This is a genomic window from Pseudomonas sp. SDT291_1_S447, from assembly GCF_054070155.1.
Genome location: NZ_JBSVXS010000041.1, coordinates 17,806 through 36,353, shown reverse-complemented (window position 1 = coordinate 36,353; position 18,548 = coordinate 17,806). Strand labels below are relative to the sequence as shown.

Sequence of the window (18,548 nt, the reverse complement as noted above, 5' to 3'; positions counted from 1 at the left end):
AAGGGAGCAGATCTCCATGGGTTTCAAAGCCTGAGTTCGACTCAGGAATTTCAGGTCGATGTATAACGCCAAAACAACGCGGTCAGTCCCCTCTCCCTCCGGGAGAGGGCTAGGGTGAGGGGCTGTTGATCTTCAGCCCACAATCCCGCGAACAATGAAAAACAGCAGCGATGGCCCAAGCAAACACCCAAGCCCGGTATGAAACGTAGCCGTCAACGCCCCATAAGGCACCAACCGCCGATCCGTCGCCGCCAGCCCCGCCGTCACCCCACTCACCGTCCCGGCCAGACCACCAAACACCATCGCCGAACGCGGGTTATCCAGGCCCATCCAGCGCGCCGCGACCGGCGTGCCGACCATCACCAGAATCGCCTTGATCAACCCGGTGGCAATCGACAGCGCCATCACATCCGACGTCGCGCCAATCGCCGCGCCAGTCACTGGCCCAACAATGTAAGTCACCGCACCCGCGCCAATGGTAGTCATGCTCACCGCATCGCGATAACCGAACGCCCAGGCCATGCACGCGCCGACAATGAACGGCAGGATCGTGCCCAACAACAGCGCGATCACACCAATCAACCCGGCCTTCTTCGCCTCGGTTGCCTGCACTTCAAACGCGGTGGCAACAATCGCAAAATCACGCAGCATCGCCCCACCCATCAGGCCGATGCCAGAAAACAACGTCAAGTCCGCCAGACCTTTCTGGCCGCCAGTCATGGTGCCGCCGACCCACGCCAAAACCAGACCAATAACGATGGCAATCGCCGAGCCGTGAATGCGTCCGAACGTCAGGCGTTTGGACAGAACCACCGACACCCACATGATCACGCCGACAAAAGCGAATGCAGTGACCAGCCCGTTATGTTCCAGACCTTTCTCGATGAGATCCCACATATCAGCGACCTCCTACTGGCGTGCCGACCGGGGAGATTTCCGCCGGTTCATCAGGCAATGGCTCGCCTTTATGCGTGCGGCTGATCAAGGCAATCGTGCAGCCACAAACCACCACCGAACCGATCGCCGCCAGCACCGCCACCGGGCCACCGTGCAGCGCAGTGACAACGTTCTGTTGCGCCGCCATCGCCACCACCACCGGAATGTACATCGCGCCCCAGAAGCCGACGCCCATCTCGCATTCCTTGGTCATGCCGCCGCGTTTCTGCATCCACAACCGCGCGCAGATCAACAGGATCATGGCGATGCCGACCCCGCCGACATTGGATTTGACGCCCAACAACACGCCGAGCATGTCACCCATGATCACCCCTGCCAGCGTACAGATCGCGAGCAGCGCCACACCGTAAATAATCATTGTTGTAGTCCTCAAAGTGCATCGTCGAATGTTGTTTTTGTTGTTCGAAGCTTGAGTCGCGGCGGTTTAGAGTTGGCGGCTACCCTCCTCACGCAATAGCGCTTGCAGGGTGTCGAGACGCGCACTGTCGAAGGCAGTGACGGTGCCTTGTTCGAACACCCGGCGCGCCAGCCCGGTCAGTACCGCACCAGGCGGCAGTTCGATTTGTAGACGCACACCGCGCTCGTAGGCGCTTTGTACGGTGCCGCGCCAATCCACCACGCGGCACATGTTGAAGGCGAGGTCGTCGCGCAGCGCTTCTACTTTGCTCACAGGACGCGCGCGACTGCCGCTCAGGTAAGCGATTTTCGCGGTTTTCAGTTCGATCTTGGCGAAGGCTTCGGCGAGGGTTTGCGCCGGTTTTTCCAGCAGCGGGCAGTGCGACGGCACGCTTACCGCCAGACGTTTCGCCAGACCGGCGCCACGACTGCGCGCCAGTTCGGCCACCGCTTGCATGGCCTTGTCACTGCCGGCAATCACCACCTGATTGTCGGCGTTGATGTTGGCCAGATACACCGGCGCATCCTCGCTGTGCACCTGCGCCAGCAGCGTTTCGACTGTGGATAATTGCAGGCCGATGATCGCGGTCATGCCGTAGCCCTGTGGATAAGCCTGTTGCATCAGTTCGCCGCGCAGGCTGACCAGATGCAACGCATCGCTGAAGCTCAACGCCCCCGCAACCACTGCTGCCGGGTAAGCGCCGATGGACAGGCCGGCGACATAATCCGCCGTGAGTCCGTCCTGCAATAATTGCCGAGAAGCAGCGACACCAGCGATCAGCAGGCACAGCTGAACCGCCCTTGTCGTGCGCAACGCTTCGCTGGAGTCGAGTAGCGATACGTCTTCACCGAGCACATCACTGGCCTCGGCCAACGATTCCCGAGGCAAGCGCTGCAGCATGCCCGCTTGCTGCGCGCCCTGGCCGGGGAACACCAGCAGACTGCTCACGCTGCCTGCTCCTGCGGGTTCCATGGATCAATCACCAGGCAAGCCTGATGAGCGTTTTTCAGCAGCACGCGCGCAGATCCGCTGGCCCATTCACGCAATGCCACAGCACCGAACGGCGTCTGCAACTGCATGTCGATCCGGCACTCGGCTTGATCAAAAATCTCTACGAATTTACGAGCCTGATTACGCGTGATCAGCTGCGGTGTACGCAGAATCAGATCGAGATCACTGGCCGCGTGCATCACTTTAAAACTACTGGCCAATTCAAACCCGACACTGCCGCTGACACCCCAGACCCAACCGCAGTCATCGAGCATCGGCCGCAGTTGTTTGAGCGCGTGCATGACCGGCAGATCGCGCTCGCACTCAACATGACAAAGCGCTTCGGGACTGACCCGACAGGCAACCGAATCGACCGCCATAAACGCCGCCAACCGCTGCTCGCGCAATACACCGCGCACGCCGACTGCGATAGAACCCTCATCGCTCAACGCCCGACGCACCACCACCGGTTGCCCGGCAGCCAGCGACTCGACTGCCCACAACGGCGCATCCGCCGGCAACTGCGCCGGGGCCATGCCCCAGAGCAGATCGTGGGCCAGAGGCGTGTTCACCACTGCGCCCTCAACAGTTCGCGCACTTTGCTGGAAGCCGCACGATTTTTCGCGCCGAGACGATTGCTCAGATCAGTGCTGACGACATCGCCGATGGCTTGCTTCAGGCACTCGTTAACGCTCGAAAGATCATCCGCCGTCGGCTGCTCAATCTGTTGCACCGACAGGGTTTCCCAGAGCAAACCGAGGCTCGCATAACTGTCGATGTCATAAGCCATCGGAGGCACACTGGCGGCCAGCGCTTCCAGCTCTTCAACACTGCGCAACGTCACTCGCGCCGCCGAAGCCTTGCCCATGGCATGCACCATCACGCCGGGATCGCGCAACGCAATCAAACGGTTGGCCTGATAACCATGCGCCAGAAACGCCCCGGACATCGCCTTACCGACCAGCAACGCAATCACCGGATGCCCAGCCAAACGTGCGCGGGCATAACTGTCCGCTGCACCGGCCAGCGCCTGATGAATACCAAGTGCTTCTTCGCGCCGACCATAAGCCTGGCTTGGCACATCGACGATGGCAATGATCGGGCGCTTCTGCGCTTTATCGCGGTCAGCGCTGATCGCATCATCCACAGCCTTGGCCAGACCCCAGCCCTCAAGCAACCCGACTTCGCCATTGCGAGCGCGAGGAAAACGATTGTCCGGATCAGCAACCACAGCGATAAAACGCCCTAGCTCACCGTCGGCAACCTTCAACGATGGCGGCAAACCCTCTACCGCTTTCGCCCCGGCGCTCAAGGCGTTGAACCAGTTCAAGCCGCGCAACGAATAACTGCTCATGAGCGCTCTCCTTGATACAGATCGCGAACCACCGACGGTTCGATTTGCGGGTCAGTGTTCAGGCTTCCGAGGCGTTGCAGGAACCATTCGGCGCGCTGGCTGCGTGGTTTCGCTGGCAAACCTTGCTGGAGCAATTCGCCGACCTGCTGACGAATCTTCGCCACGTCATCGGCGACATAACGATCCACCAGACCACTGGCGAACCGCTGCTCGCCACCGGTCAGACTCCAAATGAACGGGCGGTCGCGCGAGTCGTACTCTTCGATCCCGGCTTCTTGCTCAATCACCTGCGGGCCGTTCAAACCGAGACGTGCTTCCTGAGTCACCAACAGATAGCTGCACAGCGCAGCGGCAATGGACATACCGCCGAAACAACCGACACTGCCAGCGACCACACCGACCACCGGTTGGTACTGCTGCAAATCGACAATCGCCGCATGAATATCGGCAATCGCCGCCAGCCCGAGGTTGGCTTCCTGCAAGCGCACACCACCGGTTTCCAGCAACAACACCGCCCGAGTCGGGATGCCTTTGCGGTTGTCTTCAGCCGCCAGTTCCAACGCGCCGGCAATCTTCGCCCCGCCGACTTCGCCGAGGCTACCGCCCTGAAACGCGCCTTCAATCGCGGCAACAACCACCGGCAAACCATCGAGGCTACCCTTGGCAATCACCACGCCGTCATCGGCCTGCGGCACCACGCCCTGGCGTTCAAGCCACGGCGACATCACCCGTTGAAACGGGTCGAGCAATTCGCGAAAGCTGCCGGCATCGAGCAAGGCTTTCGCCCGTTGCCGCGCGCCGAGTTCGACGAAGCTGTGTTTGTTAAGCAATGCGGCGCTGTCAGTCATGGCCGATCTCCTCGAAACCTTGTTCCAGACGCAGGCGCACCACCCCCGGCGTCGCGCCGAAGTCGTGGATATCAATGGCCATTGCCGGCGGCGTGGTGCCGTCGAACATCCGCGCAAACAGATGCTGCCAGCGCAGCTGCGCGCCGTTGACCGAGGTCTGCACATTGATCGTCAGCTTGCCGGCCAGACCCGGCTCGATCAGCACTTCCAGATCACCCGAGCCGACACAACCGACCAGCGCACGACCGCGTGGTGGCTGCCCGGCGGGGAATTCAAACGATAGGGTTTCCATCAAAACGCTCCCTGAAGGATGCCGTTGTGCTCGATACGGTCGAGCAGCAGCGTGGCGGCGAGCAAGTCGGCGGCGCCACCGGGCGAGGCATTCAATGCGATGAGTTGTTGATCGAGTTCGTGCAGGCGACGGCGACCGCTGAGGCTGGCGCTGCCACCGGCGTCGAGCACGGCTTGCGCGCCGTGTTGCATGGCCTGCAAACCCTCTTCGCCGGCGCGGTAGAGCACGCAGGTGTCGGCCAGATTGGTCATGATTGCGAGCAAGGCGTCGAGCCGGGCGTTCTGTTCGCCGCTGGCGTTGGCGCGGCTGCGTTTGAGTTGTGGCAGACCGCGTTGCAGCACCGAGGGGAAGCCGAGTTGTGCTTCTTCACGAGCGCCGCGAACGCCGTAACGCAGGGCGACTTGCGCGCCGTGGCTCAACAGTTTGGGTGCGTGGCGGTCATCTAGTATGGCTAGGCGTGCGGCGCGCAGAGATACCGCGTTGGCGCTGGAAGATTGCGGTTCCAGTGCAGCGGCCGTCACCAATAATCCCAGCGCCCAAATGGCGCCGCGATGGGTGTTCACGCCGTTGGTGGTCGTGAGCATGGCTTGCTCGCCTTCACGGCCGATGCGGCCAATCGCTTCGCGCAACGTTGAATCGACTTCGCCGATTGCAACCGCCGCTTCAGCCATCTCTTTAAACGCCGGCCACAACGACAGCGCCGAAGCGTGCATCAGGCCCAAGTGCAGATCGGTGTGCGCGCCATTGCCGCGACGGTCGACCAGCGCCGGTTTCGGCGACAGATCGGCTTCGTCGATCAGCGCGTCCACCGCCAGATCGGCCAATCGATCAGCCAGGGACAGCGGTTTCGCTTGCAGGTTAAATGCGTGCATTACCAGCTCCTGAATTTGGCGGGCGGGTTGTACAGGCCGCCGGACCACTCGACCAGATCGGCCACGCTTTTCGCCGCGAGCAATTCGCGAGTGGCGTCGGTGCGGCGGATGCCGAGGTCTTCGGGCAAGGCGATCAGGCCTTCGCGGCGCATGCGTTCGGTGTCTTTCGGGTTGTGGCGCAGGCCGATGGCGGTGACACCCGCGACGGCGGCGATCATCGCCTGGCGTTCTTCCAGCGAGCGCGCCTTGTACAGGTAGGCGATGCCTTCTTCGGTCAGCAGGTGGGTGACGTCGTCGCCGTAAATCATGATCGGCGCCAGCGGCATGCCGCTTTTCTTCGCCACCTCGACCGCGTCGAGGGTTTCGACGAAGGTCGGTTTGCCGCCCTCCTGGAACGTCTCAACCATTTGCACCACGAGCTTTTTGCCGCGTTCGAGCATCGGTTGCTGCGAGTCGTCATGACGCATATCCAGCCACGCCGGGGTGCCGTGACGGCGACCGCGCGGGTCGTGGCCCATGTTCGGCGCACCGCCGAAACCGGCGAGGCGGCCTCGGGTCACGGTTGAGGAATGGCCATCGCCATCGACTTGCAGCGTCGCGCCGATAAACAGATCCACCGCGTATTGCCCGGCGAGTTGGCAGAACATCCGGTTGGAACGCAGTGAACCGTCACGGCCGGTGAAGAACACGTCCGGGCGGGCGGCGATGTAGTTTTCCATGCCCAGTTCGGTGCCGAAGCAATGCACGCTTTCGACCCAACCGCTTTCAATCGCCGGGATCAGCGTCGGATGCGGATTCAGCGTCCAGTTGCGGCAGATCTTGCCTTTGAGGCCGAGGGATTCGCCGTAGGTCGGCAGGATCAATTCGATGGCGGCGGTGTTGAAGCCGATGCCGTGGTTGAGCGACTGCACGTTGTGTTTTTCGTAGATGCCACGGATCGCCATCATCGCCATCAGCACATGCACGGGCTTGATGTGGCGTGGGTCGCGGGTGAACAGCGGTTCGATGTAGAACGGCTTGTCGGCGACCACGACGAAATCGACCCATGACGCGGGGATGTCTACGCGAGGGAGCTCGCTGACGTCGTCGACCAATTGGTTGACCTGGACGATGACGATGCCGTCGCTGAACGCGGCCGGTTCGATCAATGCCGGGGTGTCTTCGGTACTGGGGCCGGTGTAGATGTTGCCGGCGCGGTCGGCCATAAACCCGGCCGAGAGCACGACGTTGGGGATCAGGTCCACCACCAGCCGTGCATAGAGTTCGATGTAAGTGTGGATCGCGCCGATTTCTAGCAGGCCGTCTTCGAGTAACTGGCTGATGCGCAGGCTCTGGGTGCCGGCGAAGGAGAAATCCAGCTTGCGGGCGATGCCGCGTTCGAACAGATCAAGGTGCTCGGAGCGGCCGACGCTGGGCATGATCATGTGCAGGTCGTGGAGCTTTTCCGGGTCTGCCTTGGCCAGTGAGCGCGAAAGGAAATCCGCTTGCTTCTGGTTGTTGCCCTCGAGTACCACACGGTCGCCGGGGTGGATCAGCGCTTCGAGCGCGGCGACGATCTTGTCGGTGGGCAACACCACACCGTCGGCCAGCCCGCGCACCTTGTCGAGGCGGCGCTGCTTCTCATCGCGCCGCCGCGTCCAGCGCGAGTCGGGGGAAATTGTTGTTGTCATGCTCACTCCACGGGGTTCGCTGTCGTGGAGCTAAGGTAGGCGTGTGGGGTGGGGGCATCAATCAAGCGCGGTGGTGAATCGTTACGCTCAGGGTAATGATCAAGAGCCGCCCTCACCCTAGCCCTCTCCCGGAGGGAGAGGGGACTGATTGGGGGATGCTCAAGGGATACGCCGACCTGATCGTGCTTTACCGAATCCATAATCGACTCGGTTTTTCAGGTCGATGTATGACGCCAGACACCTCGGTCGGCCCCCTCTCCCTCCGGGAGAGGGCTGGGGTGAGGGTCGGCTTTTAAGTCACTCCGTCGGCACCAACCTGTCCAACAAACGGTTGACCGCCATCTCCGCCACCATCACCACCTGCGCAATACCTTGCACAGTCTTGCGGTGCGTACCTTCCACCATTGCCGCATGGTTGTTGAGCATCACAGTAGCCGAGCCAAGGGTTTCACTGGCGTCGGCCAGCAGGGATTCGGTGTCGGCATTGGGGTTGGCCATGTACAGCGTGTTGGGGGTGTAAGGCGTGGCCATCAGGTCGGCGTTGGTCGGGCCGAGGTAATGGTCGAGGGCGCGCTCGGCGGCTTCGTGGAATTTCTTGGAGTCGGGGGATTCGTAGGGGGATGCCGGGTCGGTGACCGGCGGGTTTGGCGTTACTTTGAACATTTACCAGATCCTCATTCGGGCTAGCCACCGCTTCCCTACTAAAAGAAGTGGAGGCAGCTGTGCGCAGGTTAGTAGACCGGGGATCTGGGAAACCGGCGCGCCGAAGCGCCCTGCGCACAACCACCATAAAGTGCAGGTATGGAGTACCTGACTGTCTGATGAGCTATACGCCCCAAATATGACGGGCTACTAAACCCGATCACTGGAAATCAGTGACGGAATCAAGTTACGCAGCATGCCCAAGGCGCACAAGCCGGCGGATTCTGGTGCATGCGTAGGCAGCGGCGCAAGGATTTGTAGGCTGGTGAGCCGTAACACCTAGTGTCTTTAAACAACGCGACTGAAAGGCGTTTATTGCGCACAGAGATTGACCACTTGTCTGTCGGATTGAGGTGTGGCGACTGACGCCTTCGCGAGCAAGCTCGCTCCCACAGGATATCTTCAGAGAACGCAGATTTTGTGTACGACATAAGCCCACTGTGGGAGCGAGCTTGCTCGCGAAGAGGCCAGCAAGATCACCGCAAACCCAGGATCAGTGAACGAGCCCAGCATCCACCAACAACTTCTCCAACCCCAACAAATCCGGCACCTTCGCCACCTGCTCCCCGACCTGCACCGCCGCCTGCTCCAGCCCACACAACGGCACATCGACATAACTCAACTGACTGTCGAGCTTGTACGAACGCGGAATCCCCTGCACCAGCAGCGCAATGAACTTCAGCTCCGGCAACCCGCCGAGAGCATTGAGGATGACAATCCGCGCGCGCTCGCCAATGACGATTTTCTGCCCGCACGCCGACTCAAAACTCAGCAGCGGAATCTGCCGCTCACGCCACGTAACCTTGCCGAGATACCACGGCGGCGTATCCAGATCGAAGGCACTGGCCTGGTAATCGATCAACTCAGCGACAGCGACGTTAGGCAGGATCAAATTGCGATCCGCCAGCGGCAGCAGCAACCCGGTCAGTTGGCTGCTGCGCTGATTATGCCGGCGCTCATGCATGTTTCTTGCTCCACTGGGCAATGCTTTCAAGCAGCACCGACTCTTGATACGGCTTGCCGAGGTAGTCGTTGACGCCGATGGCCATGGCACGGTCGCGGTGTTTCTGCCCGGTACGTGAGGTGATCATGATGATCGGCAGGTGTTGCAGGCGTTCGTCATTGCGCACCTGGGTGGCGACTTCGAAGCCGTCCATGCGCGGCATTTCGATGTCGAGCAGCATCAGGTCGGGCATGTGTTCTTCGAGCAGCAGCATGGCGTCGACACCGTCCTTGGCGGTCAGCACGTTCATGCCGTGACGCTCGAGCAAGCGGCTGGTGACCTTGCGCACGGTGACCGAGTCGTCGACCACCATCACCAGCAGCGGTTTGTGCGGTTCGCTGTCGATCTCCGGCAGTGACGGCGGCTGCACAATCCGCGCTTGCATCGCGCGGATTGGCGCGAGCAGATCGAGAATCAGCACCACCCGACCATCGCCAAGAATCGTCGCGCCGGATACGCCCTGCACTGCCGCGAATTGCGCACCAAGGCTCTTGACCACGATCTCGCGGGTGCCGGCCATGGTATCGACCAGCACCGCGATGCGCCGGTCGTTGTAGTGCACCAGCAGCACCGGCAATGGCAGGTTCTGGCCGAGCAGTTTCGGTCGTGGCGCAGTTTTCAGCAGCTCGCCGAGGTAGCAGAGTTCATAGGTCTGGCCGCCGTACTGGTAACGCGGCGGATCAACCCGGAAGTGCGCTTCCAGATCATTCGGCAGCACGCGGACGATGCCTTCGATGGTGTTCAGCGGAATCGCATATTGATCCTCGCCACACTGCACCATCAACGCGCGGTTGACCGACACGGTGAACGGCAGACGAATGCGGAAATGCACGCCCTGCCCCGGCACCGAATCGATGCTCATGCTGCCGCCGAGCTGCCGCACTTCTTCGTGCACCACGTCCATGCCGACGCCACGTCCGGAAATCTGCGTGATTTTTTCGGCGGTCGAGAATCCCGGCTGGAGGATGAACTGCAACACGTCGCGGTCGCTGATCTCCGCTTCCGGCGCGAGCATGCCGCGCTTGATCGCCTTGCGCCGCACCGCTTCCAGTGGCACCCCGGCACCGTCGTCGCGAATATCGAAAACGATGTCGCCGCCCTCGCGGGACAGGTCGAGGCTGATCTGTCCTTGCGCCGGTTTACCCGCCGCCAGCCGCACTTCGGCGGACTCCAGACCATGGTCGACGGCATTGCGCAGCATGTGTTCCAGCGGCGCGGCCATGCGCTCGAGCACGTTGCGATCCATCTCGCCTTCAGCGTTGCCGACGACGAAGGCAACGTCCTTGTCCAGCTCTTCAGCGACCTGACGGACGATGCGTTTCAAACGCGGCAACATGCGCTCGAACGGCACCATGCGCGTGCGCATCAGGCCTTCCTGCAATTCGGTGTTGATGCGGCCCTGTTGTTGCAACAGGTTCTCGGCGTCGTGGTTGCGACGGTCGAGGGTTTCCTTGAGGTCGAGCAAGTCCGATGCCGATTCGAACAGCGCCCGCGACAGTTGCTGCAACTGCGAATGACGGTCCATTTCCAGCGGGTCGAATTCTTCGTAGCCGAGGCGTTCGGCATCGACTTGCTGGCGGCTGAGAATCCGCCCCTGGGTTTCGGTGTCGAGGCGGCGCAACTGATCCCGCATGCGTTCGATGGTGGTTTCCATCTCGTTCAGGGCAATCTGCGCATCGTTGACTTGCTGTTCGATACGACCACGGAAGATCGAGGTTTCGCCGGCCAGATTGACCAGTTCATCAAGCAGTTCGGCGGAGACCTTGACCATGTCCGCGCCAGCCTCGGCAGCCGGCGGCGCCGCGTCAGTCTTAACCGGAACAGACAGCACTGGCGGTGTTTCTACCGCCACCGGGTGACTGAAATTCTGGATCGCATTGATCAACCGATCCGCCGGCGGACACGGTTGCCCGGCGCGCACGCCATCGAGCATTTGTGCCAAGCGATCATGACCGCGCTGCACCAGCGCAAACAGCTCCGCCGATGGCTGCAACGCCCCGGTCGAGAGACTTTCGTAAAGGTATTCCAACTCATGGGCAAGGTCGCCGATCGGGCCGATCTCGACCATCCGCGCGCCGCCCTTGAGGGTGTGCAGATCGCGCAGCAGGGTTTCCACTTCCTGGCGATTGCCCGGCTCGGCCTGCCAGCGCAGCAGTGCGGCGCCGGAGTTTTCGATGATGTCGAAACCTTCTTCGAGGAAGATTTCCAGCAACTCCGGGTCGTGACCGGCACTGTCGTGATCGGCCGCTGGCTGGGGCGTTTCGCTGACGGCCTGGCCTTGACGCACCTGACGCAGGGTTTCGATCAAATCCTGCGCCGGGGTCAGTGGCTGATGTTGTTGCAGTTGTTCAAGCAGCAGCGCCAAACGCTCATGACTCTTGAGCAGCAGACGCCTCAAGGTTTCGCTGTAGTTGAAGCGACGATCGACCAGACCTTCGTAAAGGCTTTCCAGCTCCTGGGCCAGATCGCCGATGGCCTCGACTTCGGCCATCCGCGCGCCGCCCTTGAGCGTATGCAAATCGCGCTGCAACGAGGACAGCGGCGCGGCATTGTCCGGGTCGCTCAACCAGCGCTGCAAGGCCTGGCCTGAGCTGTCGAGAATGTCCACCGCCTCTTCGAGGAAGATCTCGACAATCTCGTCATCGGGTTCAAGCGCCGTTGCCTTTTGCTGCAACTCGGCGGTGGCGCTGCCCAGTTCACGGATGCTCAGGGTGCGGCTGCCATCGCTGCGAATCAGGCCCATGGAAGAAGGATCGAGGCTCTGATCGAGCAGATCATGCAACGCCCGAATCCGCTCTGGCTGCGGCGTGACTTCCTGACCGGCAGCCAGTTCATCGAGCATGTTGATCAGCGCTTCATGGGCGTTCTGCGCTTCCTGGAAAAACTGCTCGCTGACCGCCAGGCTGCTTTCTTCCACGGCGCCGTAGAGATCGAGCAAGGCTTCGCACAACACATCCACCGGCAGCAAATCCGCCAAATGCGCGCCTTCGCCAAGGGTGGTCAGTTCATCCAGCAAGGCGCTGAGTTCCTGACGCTCGCCGGGGTGTTGTTGCCAGCGCTGTAGCAGGCTCTCAGCATCCAGCAAGATGTCCATGCCTTGAGCGAGGAAGTTAGTGATCAGTTGCGGATCGCGCTTGACCCGCAGGCCGGTATTGGGCGCATCGAGGATCGACGCCAGACGCTCGGCAAGCAGGGTTTCCGAGCGTTTGATCAGCGACTGCGCACCAACAATCGGCGCCAGCGGATCATGCTTGAGCTGACGCAGACCGACGCGGAACAGACCCTCGGCTTCAAGCAGCAATTCCACTTCGTCGAGGTCCAGCGGCAACTGGTGCGCCTTGAACTCGCGGGCCAGTTGATCGAGCGGCGCAGCAAGTTCAGCAATCGGCAATACGCCAGCCATCGACGCACTGCCCTTGAGCGTGTGCAAGGCGCGTTGCAACTCGTCACTGGCCTGCAACGGCACATGCTCGGCGGCCTGATCGAGAAAACGGTTGAGGCTGGCGAGGTGGGTTTCGGCTTCGTTGCGGAAGATCTCCAGCAACAACGGATCGAGTGCCGCCACATCGTCGACGTCTTCGGCGGCCAGCGGTTCATCGCCTTTGGCCAAGGCGTGGGCGCGGGCGGCGAGTTGATCGACATCGCTGCGCTGGCGCTGGCTGTTGGTGGCGAATTCGTTGATCAACTCGGGCAGCAACAACACCGTGTCGGTGAGCAGTTGCTGCACCACTGAGCCGGGTTCGACGCTTTGTTCGAGCACACGGTTGAGCAGGTTTTCCACCGCCCACGCCAGCTCGCCGAGGATCAGCGCGCGGACCATGCGCCCGCTGCCCTTCAAGGTGTGGAAGGCGCGGCGCAGTTCAGTCAGCGCGGCGCGATCCTGCGGATTGGCCGACCAGCGCGGCAGGTATTCGTGGAGAACTTCGAGGACCTCATCGGTTTCTTCAAGGAACACTTCGCGCAGTTCATCGTCGACCGGCTCTTCATCGGCCGGTGGCGGCATCAGGCTGCCGGGCGTGCTCAATGCCGGCGGGTTAACCGCAGAAACCGGGCTGGCCAGAACGTCGGCCAGCGACTGTACGGTTTCCGGATCGTCGAGCGCCTGCATGTCCTGCATCACCAGCGCTTCGCTGGGGCTGAGCACGTCGTCGAGCACGGGCACATGCGGTTCATTTGGAAAGAAGCCCAGACTGGCGAGGGATTTCTGCGCAACATCCAGCAATTGCTCGCCGGGTGCCTGCGGGTCGTCGCTCAAGCGTTCGAGGTAATACTCGAGGCTGCTGATGACATCGGCCAGATGATCGAGTTGTTCCCAACCCGGCTCATGCGGATCGAGCAGCAAATGTTCGCGGATAAAACCGTTGCAGGCTTCGACCAGACTCGCCGCACGGTTGAGTGGAATCATCGCCAGCGCACCGCGCACTTGGGTCAGCAGCGCCGGCAGCGGTTGCAGTTGCTGGCGATCCCAATCGGCGTCGATGTAGTCGACGATCATGTCCTTGGCCTGTTGCAGGCAGATGCGTGCTTCCTTGATGACGATCTGATGGATCTGCGTCAGGTCGGTGGTCGGCAGGCGCGAATCTTCCGGGCTTTCCGGCTCAACGGTGCCGACCATTCCGGCCAACGTCGCTTCTACGTACAGCAGCGCACCGGCAACGTCCATGAGGATCGCGTCATTCGGCTCGCGCTGGCCTTGGGCAAGGCTGAGTACCACGGCCAATTGATCGATGATCACTTTGCGCGGCTGGCCGAAACCGAGCACGGCCAACGTGTCGGCGATCTGCCGCAGCGGCGCCAGTAGGCTCTCCAGATCCGAAGTGTGCTGACGGTCGCTGCGCACGAACAGGTCGAGGCGTTCCTTGACCCGCACCAGCTCTTCGCACAATGCCGCCAGCACCGAGCGCATCGCATCGCGGTCGGGGCCGGCCAGGCGCGCGCGTTCTTCGTCGACCATCGCGCTGTCGGGCAACGCGTCGTCCAGGGAGTAGCGATCTTTCATGGTCAGCATCTGCCCGGTGGGATGTTCGGCTTTGGCAATATAGAACAACAGGCTTTTCAGCAGCTCCGCGGGCGCCGGATGATTGAGCCCGGTCATGCCCTGCTCGAGCAGGCGTTTGAGTTCTTTGTCGGCGTCCTTGAACAGGCTGCGCAGCGCCGGACTGTTGGCGATCACACCTTCGCGCATGCCTTCGACCAGCGCCGAGGCGACTTGCCACAGGGGGCTCAGCGGCGAATCACCGCTCAGCGCTTCGAGGCGGGTAAAGACTTTGGCCAGATAACCGAGGTGGGTCTGGTCATCCTGCTCGCGCAGCAAACCGACCAAAGCCATTTGCAGCATCTGGCGTAATTTGCGCAGCACGTTCGGCAGCTCTGCCGGCTCAAGCCGCGCCAGTGCTTCGGCGCTCAAGGGCAGTAACTCAGGCAGTTGCGGGCTGAACAGGCTGGTTTCAGACAACAGGCTTTCGCCACGAGCACTGCGCAGATCGTTGAGCAGCGGCAGCACCACCAACGGCAAATCGCGGCGAGCGCTCTGCACGCGGTCGAGGTAGATCGGCAATTGCCCGAGGGCTTGCAGCAACAGATGCAGGGCTTCGTCGCGATGGCTGACGCGCTCATGCTGCAGGGCTTCGACCAGATGTTCCATTTCTTCGGCGAGCAAGGCTGCGCCGTAGAACTCGACCATCTGCAAACTGCCGTGGACCTGATGGATGTAATCCAGGCACTCGTCCAGCCCGGGAAAAGCCTGCGGATCATCGAGCACGGCTTCAATCGCCTGATGCGCCAGCCTCAGCGTTTCGGCAATTTCGCCTTTGACCCATTCGAGGGCCACATAGTCGTGCCGATCACCCATAACCACTCCACTCACGCTTTATCTGTCGCCGCCGGCAAGGTGAAGCCGGACACCGAACGCCGTAACTGACTGGCCATTTTCGTCAGGTTGCCGATGCTCTCGGCGGTGGCCGTGGAGCCGGACGAAGTCTGCGAGGTGATCTGCTGGATCACGTTCATCGTCAGCGAGATCTGCCCGGCGGAAGTCGTCTGCTGCTGCGCTGCATTGGAGATGCTTTGAATCAGCGCCGCGAGGGTCTTCGACACGCCTTCGATTTCTTCCAGGGCCACACCGGCATCCTGCGCCAGTCGCGCGCCGCGCACCACTTCGGTGGTGGTTTGTTCCATCGAAATCACCGCTTCGTTGGTATCGGTCTGAATCGCCCGCACCAGGGTTTCGATCTGCCGGGTAGCAGCGGACGAACGCTCGGCCAGCCGCTGCACTTCATCGGCGACCACGGCAAAACCGCGCCCGGCATCACCAGCCATCGACGCCTGAATCGCCGCGTTGAGGGCGAGGATGTTGGTCTGATCGGCGATGTCGTCGATCAGGCTGACGATGTCGCCGATTTCCTGCGACGACTCGCCGAGGCGCTTGATGCGTTTGGCGGTGTCCTGAATCTGCTCGCGAATGTTGTCCATGCCGTGGATGGTGTTGTGCACCACCTCGTTGCCCTTGTTGGCGATTTCCACGGAGCGCTCGGCTACCGCTGAAGACTCGGCGGCGTTGGCCGAGACCTGATCGATGGATTCGGCCATGTCGCTGATCGCCGTCGAGGCTTCGGAAATCTGCTGGGCCTGATGCTCCGAGGCTTGGGCCAGATGCATGGCGGTGGCCTGGGTTTCCTGCACCGCTGCGGCAACCTGGCCGGCAGTGAGGTTGATGGTCGCGACGAGATCGCGCAATTGGTCGACGGAATAGTTGATCGAGTCGGCGATGGTGCCGGTGAAGTCTTCGGTCACCGAGGCGGTCACGGTGAGGTCGCCGTCGGCGAGGTCTTCGATTTCATCGAGCAGGCGCATGATCGCGTTCTGGTTGCGCTCGTTCTTCTCGGCGGTTTCGCGTAACTGGCGATTGGTTTCCCGGACCATCACCAGACCGATGAGGATGATCGAGGCTAGCGCCAGCAAACCAAGGACATAGCCGCCGATGGTGTCGGTGTTGCGCCCGCCGGCAAGGTTCTCGAAGCGAGTGGCCAGGTGCGAGGCTTCGTCGAGCAGGGTTTGCGAGAGGCTGAAGATGTTGCTCGCCGATTCACGGACTTTGAACAGCTCCGGCGAGGTTTCGAGGATTTCATCCACCGAGCCGGAAACGAACTGGAATAGCTCGGAAATCTCGCTCAAACGGGCACGGGCGTCACGGTCTTCGACCTGGCTGATTTTCAGCGTCGGATTGCCTTGCAGCATGCCGTTGAGCACTTGGCCGAAACGGGTGGCATCACGGCCAAAGGCATCGGCGGCTTGCTGCGAGTTTTCGTCGCCGGCGAGCACGGTATTGACCGCGCCAAGGATGCGTTCGGCGAGTAGCGATTGACGTTGGGCCATCGCCACTTGCGCGGCAGGAGCGCCACGTTGCAGGAGGATTTCGACGACTTTTTCGTATTCGATCTGCAACTGCGGTACGGTTTCGGCCAGAGTCGCGGCGACCTGATGCAGCGACAGCACGGTCTGTTCGCTGGAGAGAATCGCGTCGGTGTTTTTCAGCAGGCGTTCCCAGTCGAGCTGCACGGCGCGCATTTCCGGGCGCACGGTGGCCGGCGCTGGCGGCAGGCCGGTGGCGGGGTCGCCCTTTTTCAGGTAACCCCAGCGCTGAGCGAAATCGTTGCGCGCATCGCTGAGCAACTTGAACGCGGCAGCCTTGCCGGCAGCGGCTTCGGTGGCGTTCTTGGCAATGCGTTGCGAGAGCACGCGCAGTTCACCGGCATGGCCGATGTACTGTTTGTCGTAGTTCGCCTGGGTGTTGAGGTACGCGAAGTTGGCGAACAGCAGCATGATGAACACGATCAGTGCGATGAACAGCACGATGATCTGCGAGCGACTGCGCGATCCTTCCGCCGGCTTGCCTGTTTTTGCTTTTATCATCGGTCCTCGCCTGTTTGAAGCTCACCGGTAGAACCTGTAGAAGTGAGCCTGCTCGCGATTGAACGATAACGCGGTGTACTTGATACACCGCGGTGCCTGAATCGCGAGCAGGCTCACTCCTACAAGGGGTCTTTGTTGTAACGGCTATATCGCGACGCTCATGAACACCGGGGATTTGGCCAGCGCAAACAGGCTGAACACCCGCCAGTTCTGCTCACGGCGGAAATAGCCTTTGACGAACTCGGCCTTGGAGCCCTGGCGCTTGCTGATCGAAATCGGTTCAAAGCTGTCCTGCTCGAAATGCTGCAGACCAATCACCTCATCGACCATCAGCCCGGCGAACACATCGCCATGCTCGACCACCAATACCCGCCGCTGTTTACGCAACGGCGACAGTTCATGCCCGAAGAAACCACACAAATCCATGATCGGCAGCAGCCGCCCACGCAGGTTAGCCACCCCTTTGACCCATGGCTTGACCCCGGGCAACTGAGTGAAGCGCGGCTCGTGCAGCACTTCGCTGACTTCACCCATGGGCGCCACATACCAATGCTCGCCGAGGCGAAAGCCGATGCCGCTCCAGCGATCCTGGCGCGCCGGTTGCGACGGCAGGTCCGCCGCCAGCAAGCGGCAGCGCTGGTCGATTTGCCAGAGCAGTTCGAACGCGGTCAGCGATTCGCTCATGGTCGCGCGATCAGCCTTTGAGCACGTTGTTCAGGGTCTTGATCAGGGTGTCTTCGTCGACCGGTTTGGTCAGGTAGTCCTTGGCGCCCTGACGGGTGCCCCAGACCTTGTCGGTTTCCTGATCCTTGGTGGTGATGATGATCACCGGGATGTGGCTGGTATCGGCATCCTTGGTCAACTGGCGGGTCGCCTGAAAACCGTTGAGGCCGGGCATGACGATGTCCATCAGCACGGCGTCGGGTTTTTCCTGACGGGCCAGGGCCACGCCGTCGGCGCCGTTTTCGGCCTTCAGCACTTCATGGCCGTGCTTTTCGAGCATGCCGGTGAGTTTGTACATTTCAGTCGGCGAATCATCGACGATCAGGATACGTGCCATGGTTTTCCCCATTTTTCTTGTCGACCCCCGGCCCGCTGGCCGAACGTCACTGTACGTGTCTTACTGCGGCAAAACGGCGGCGAAGCCCGGAACATGGGCCTGGATCGCGTTGAGCAGTTCTTCCTTGCTGAAAGGCTTGGTCAAAAATTGATCAGAACCGACAATCCGCCCCTTGGCCTTGTCGAACAGCCCGTCACGCGATGACAGCATGATCACCGGCGTGGCCTTGAACGCACTGTTGTTCTTGATTAAAGCGCAGGTCTGATAACCATCCAGACGCGGCATCATGATGTCGACAAAAATGATCCCGGGATGGTTGTCGGCGATCTTGGCCAGGGCGTCGAAACCGTCGATCGCCGTGATCACTTCGCACCCGACATTCTTCAACAAGGTTTCGGCGGTGCGACGAATCGTTTTCGAGTCGTCGATCACCATGACCTTCAAGGCGCTGGACTGCTGTTCCATAAGAGGGCTCTACCGTCGCCTTTGCGA

At 61.3% G+C, this 18,548-nt stretch carries 16 protein-coding genes; all 16 read right to left on the bottom strand.

Translation table 11 applies throughout. The annotated features are described in order from the left end of the window. Positions 1-132: 132 nt before the first annotated feature. On the bottom strand, positions 133-897 hold the full coding sequence (madM, locus tag ACW9IR_RS15280; protein WP_007913704.1) for a malonate transporter subunit MadM: 765 nt from the start codon (positions 895-897) through the stop codon (positions 133-135). A gap of 1 nt (position 898) precedes the next feature. After that, a complete protein-coding gene (gene madL / locus ACW9IR_RS15275) occupies positions 899-1,315 on the bottom strand; it encodes a malonate transporter subunit MadL (protein WP_038358777.1) in 417 nt (138 codons plus the stop codon). Between the two features lie 66 nt (positions 1,316-1,381). Next, positions 1,382-2,302: a malonate decarboxylase subunit epsilon gene (gene mdcH / locus ACW9IR_RS15270; RefSeq protein ID WP_457463977.1), complete on the bottom strand. Its 921-nt coding sequence runs from the start codon at positions 2,300-2,302 to the stop codon at positions 1,382-1,384. After that, on the bottom strand, positions 2,299-2,919 hold the full coding sequence (locus ACW9IR_RS15265; protein ID WP_457463975.1) for a malonate decarboxylase holo-ACP synthase: 621 nt from the start codon (positions 2,917-2,919) through the stop codon (positions 2,299-2,301). Before ACW9IR_RS15265 ends, mdcH begins: the two co-directional genes overlap by 4 nt. Beyond that, the gene (mdcE, locus tag ACW9IR_RS15260) at positions 2,913-3,698 is read right to left on the bottom strand and encodes a biotin-independent malonate decarboxylase subunit gamma (protein ID WP_102901318.1); all 786 of its coding nucleotides are present in this window, start codon (positions 3,696-3,698) and stop codon (positions 2,913-2,915) included. The genes ACW9IR_RS15265 and mdcE overlap by 7 nt, the downstream gene beginning before the upstream one ends. Continuing rightward, the gene (locus tag ACW9IR_RS15255) at positions 3,695-4,546 is read right to left on the bottom strand and encodes a biotin-independent malonate decarboxylase subunit beta (protein ID WP_457463973.1); all 852 of its coding nucleotides are present in this window, start codon (positions 4,544-4,546) and stop codon (positions 3,695-3,697) included. Before ACW9IR_RS15255 ends, mdcE begins: the two co-directional genes overlap by 4 nt. Then, positions 4,539-4,838, bottom strand: a complete 300-nt coding sequence (locus ACW9IR_RS15250; protein WP_007913697.1) for a malonate decarboxylase subunit delta — start codon at positions 4,836-4,838, stop codon at positions 4,539-4,541. Before ACW9IR_RS15250 ends, ACW9IR_RS15255 begins: the two co-directional genes overlap by 8 nt. Further along, positions 4,838-5,710 carry a triphosphoribosyl-dephospho-CoA synthase gene (locus ACW9IR_RS15245; protein WP_457463971.1) on the bottom strand — a complete coding sequence of 291 codons (873 nt, stop codon included), beginning with the start codon at positions 5,708-5,710 and terminating at the stop codon, positions 4,838-4,840. The genes ACW9IR_RS15250 and ACW9IR_RS15245 overlap by 1 nt, the downstream gene beginning before the upstream one ends. Next, positions 5,710-7,380, bottom strand: coding sequence for a malonate decarboxylase subunit alpha (gene mdcA, locus ACW9IR_RS15240; RefSeq protein ID WP_093429846.1), 1,671 nt, complete (start codon positions 7,378-7,380; stop codon positions 5,710-5,712). The genes ACW9IR_RS15245 and mdcA overlap by 1 nt, the downstream gene beginning before the upstream one ends. Before the next feature lie 297 nt (positions 7,381-7,677). Further along, positions 7,678-8,043, bottom strand: a complete 366-nt coding sequence (locus ACW9IR_RS15235; RefSeq protein ID WP_093429845.1) for a DUF6124 family protein — start codon at positions 8,041-8,043, stop codon at positions 7,678-7,680. Between the two features lie 532 nt (positions 8,044-8,575). Beyond that, positions 8,576-9,046: a chemotaxis protein CheW gene (locus tag ACW9IR_RS15230; RefSeq protein WP_095049473.1), complete on the bottom strand. Its 471-nt coding sequence runs from the start codon at positions 9,044-9,046 to the stop codon at positions 8,576-8,578. After that, positions 9,039-14,936 (bottom strand): Hpt domain-containing protein, encoded by a 5,898-nt coding sequence (locus ACW9IR_RS15225; RefSeq protein ID WP_457463968.1) that lies wholly within the window; start codon positions 14,934-14,936, stop codon positions 9,039-9,041. The genes ACW9IR_RS15230 and ACW9IR_RS15225 overlap by 8 nt, the downstream gene beginning before the upstream one ends. Before the next feature lie 11 nt (positions 14,937-14,947). Continuing rightward, a complete protein-coding gene (locus ACW9IR_RS15220; RefSeq protein ID WP_102901324.1) occupies positions 14,948-16,996 on the bottom strand; it encodes a methyl-accepting chemotaxis protein in 2,049 nt (682 codons plus the stop codon). A gap of 144 nt (positions 16,997-17,140) precedes the next feature. Next, entirely contained in the window at positions 17,141-17,680 is a 540-nt protein-coding gene (locus ACW9IR_RS15215; RefSeq protein ID WP_007913675.1) for a chemotaxis protein CheW, read from the bottom strand. A 10-nt stretch (positions 17,681-17,690) separates the two neighbouring features. Continuing rightward, positions 17,691-18,056: a twitching motility response regulator PilH gene (gene pilH, locus ACW9IR_RS15210; protein ID WP_007913674.1), complete on the bottom strand. Its 366-nt coding sequence runs from the start codon at positions 18,054-18,056 to the stop codon at positions 17,691-17,693. Positions 18,057-18,116: 60 nt separating this feature from the next. Further along, entirely contained in the window at positions 18,117-18,521 is a 405-nt protein-coding gene (pilG, locus tag ACW9IR_RS15205; protein ID WP_007913673.1) for a twitching motility response regulator PilG, read from the bottom strand. Positions 18,522-18,548: the final 27 nt, after the last annotated feature.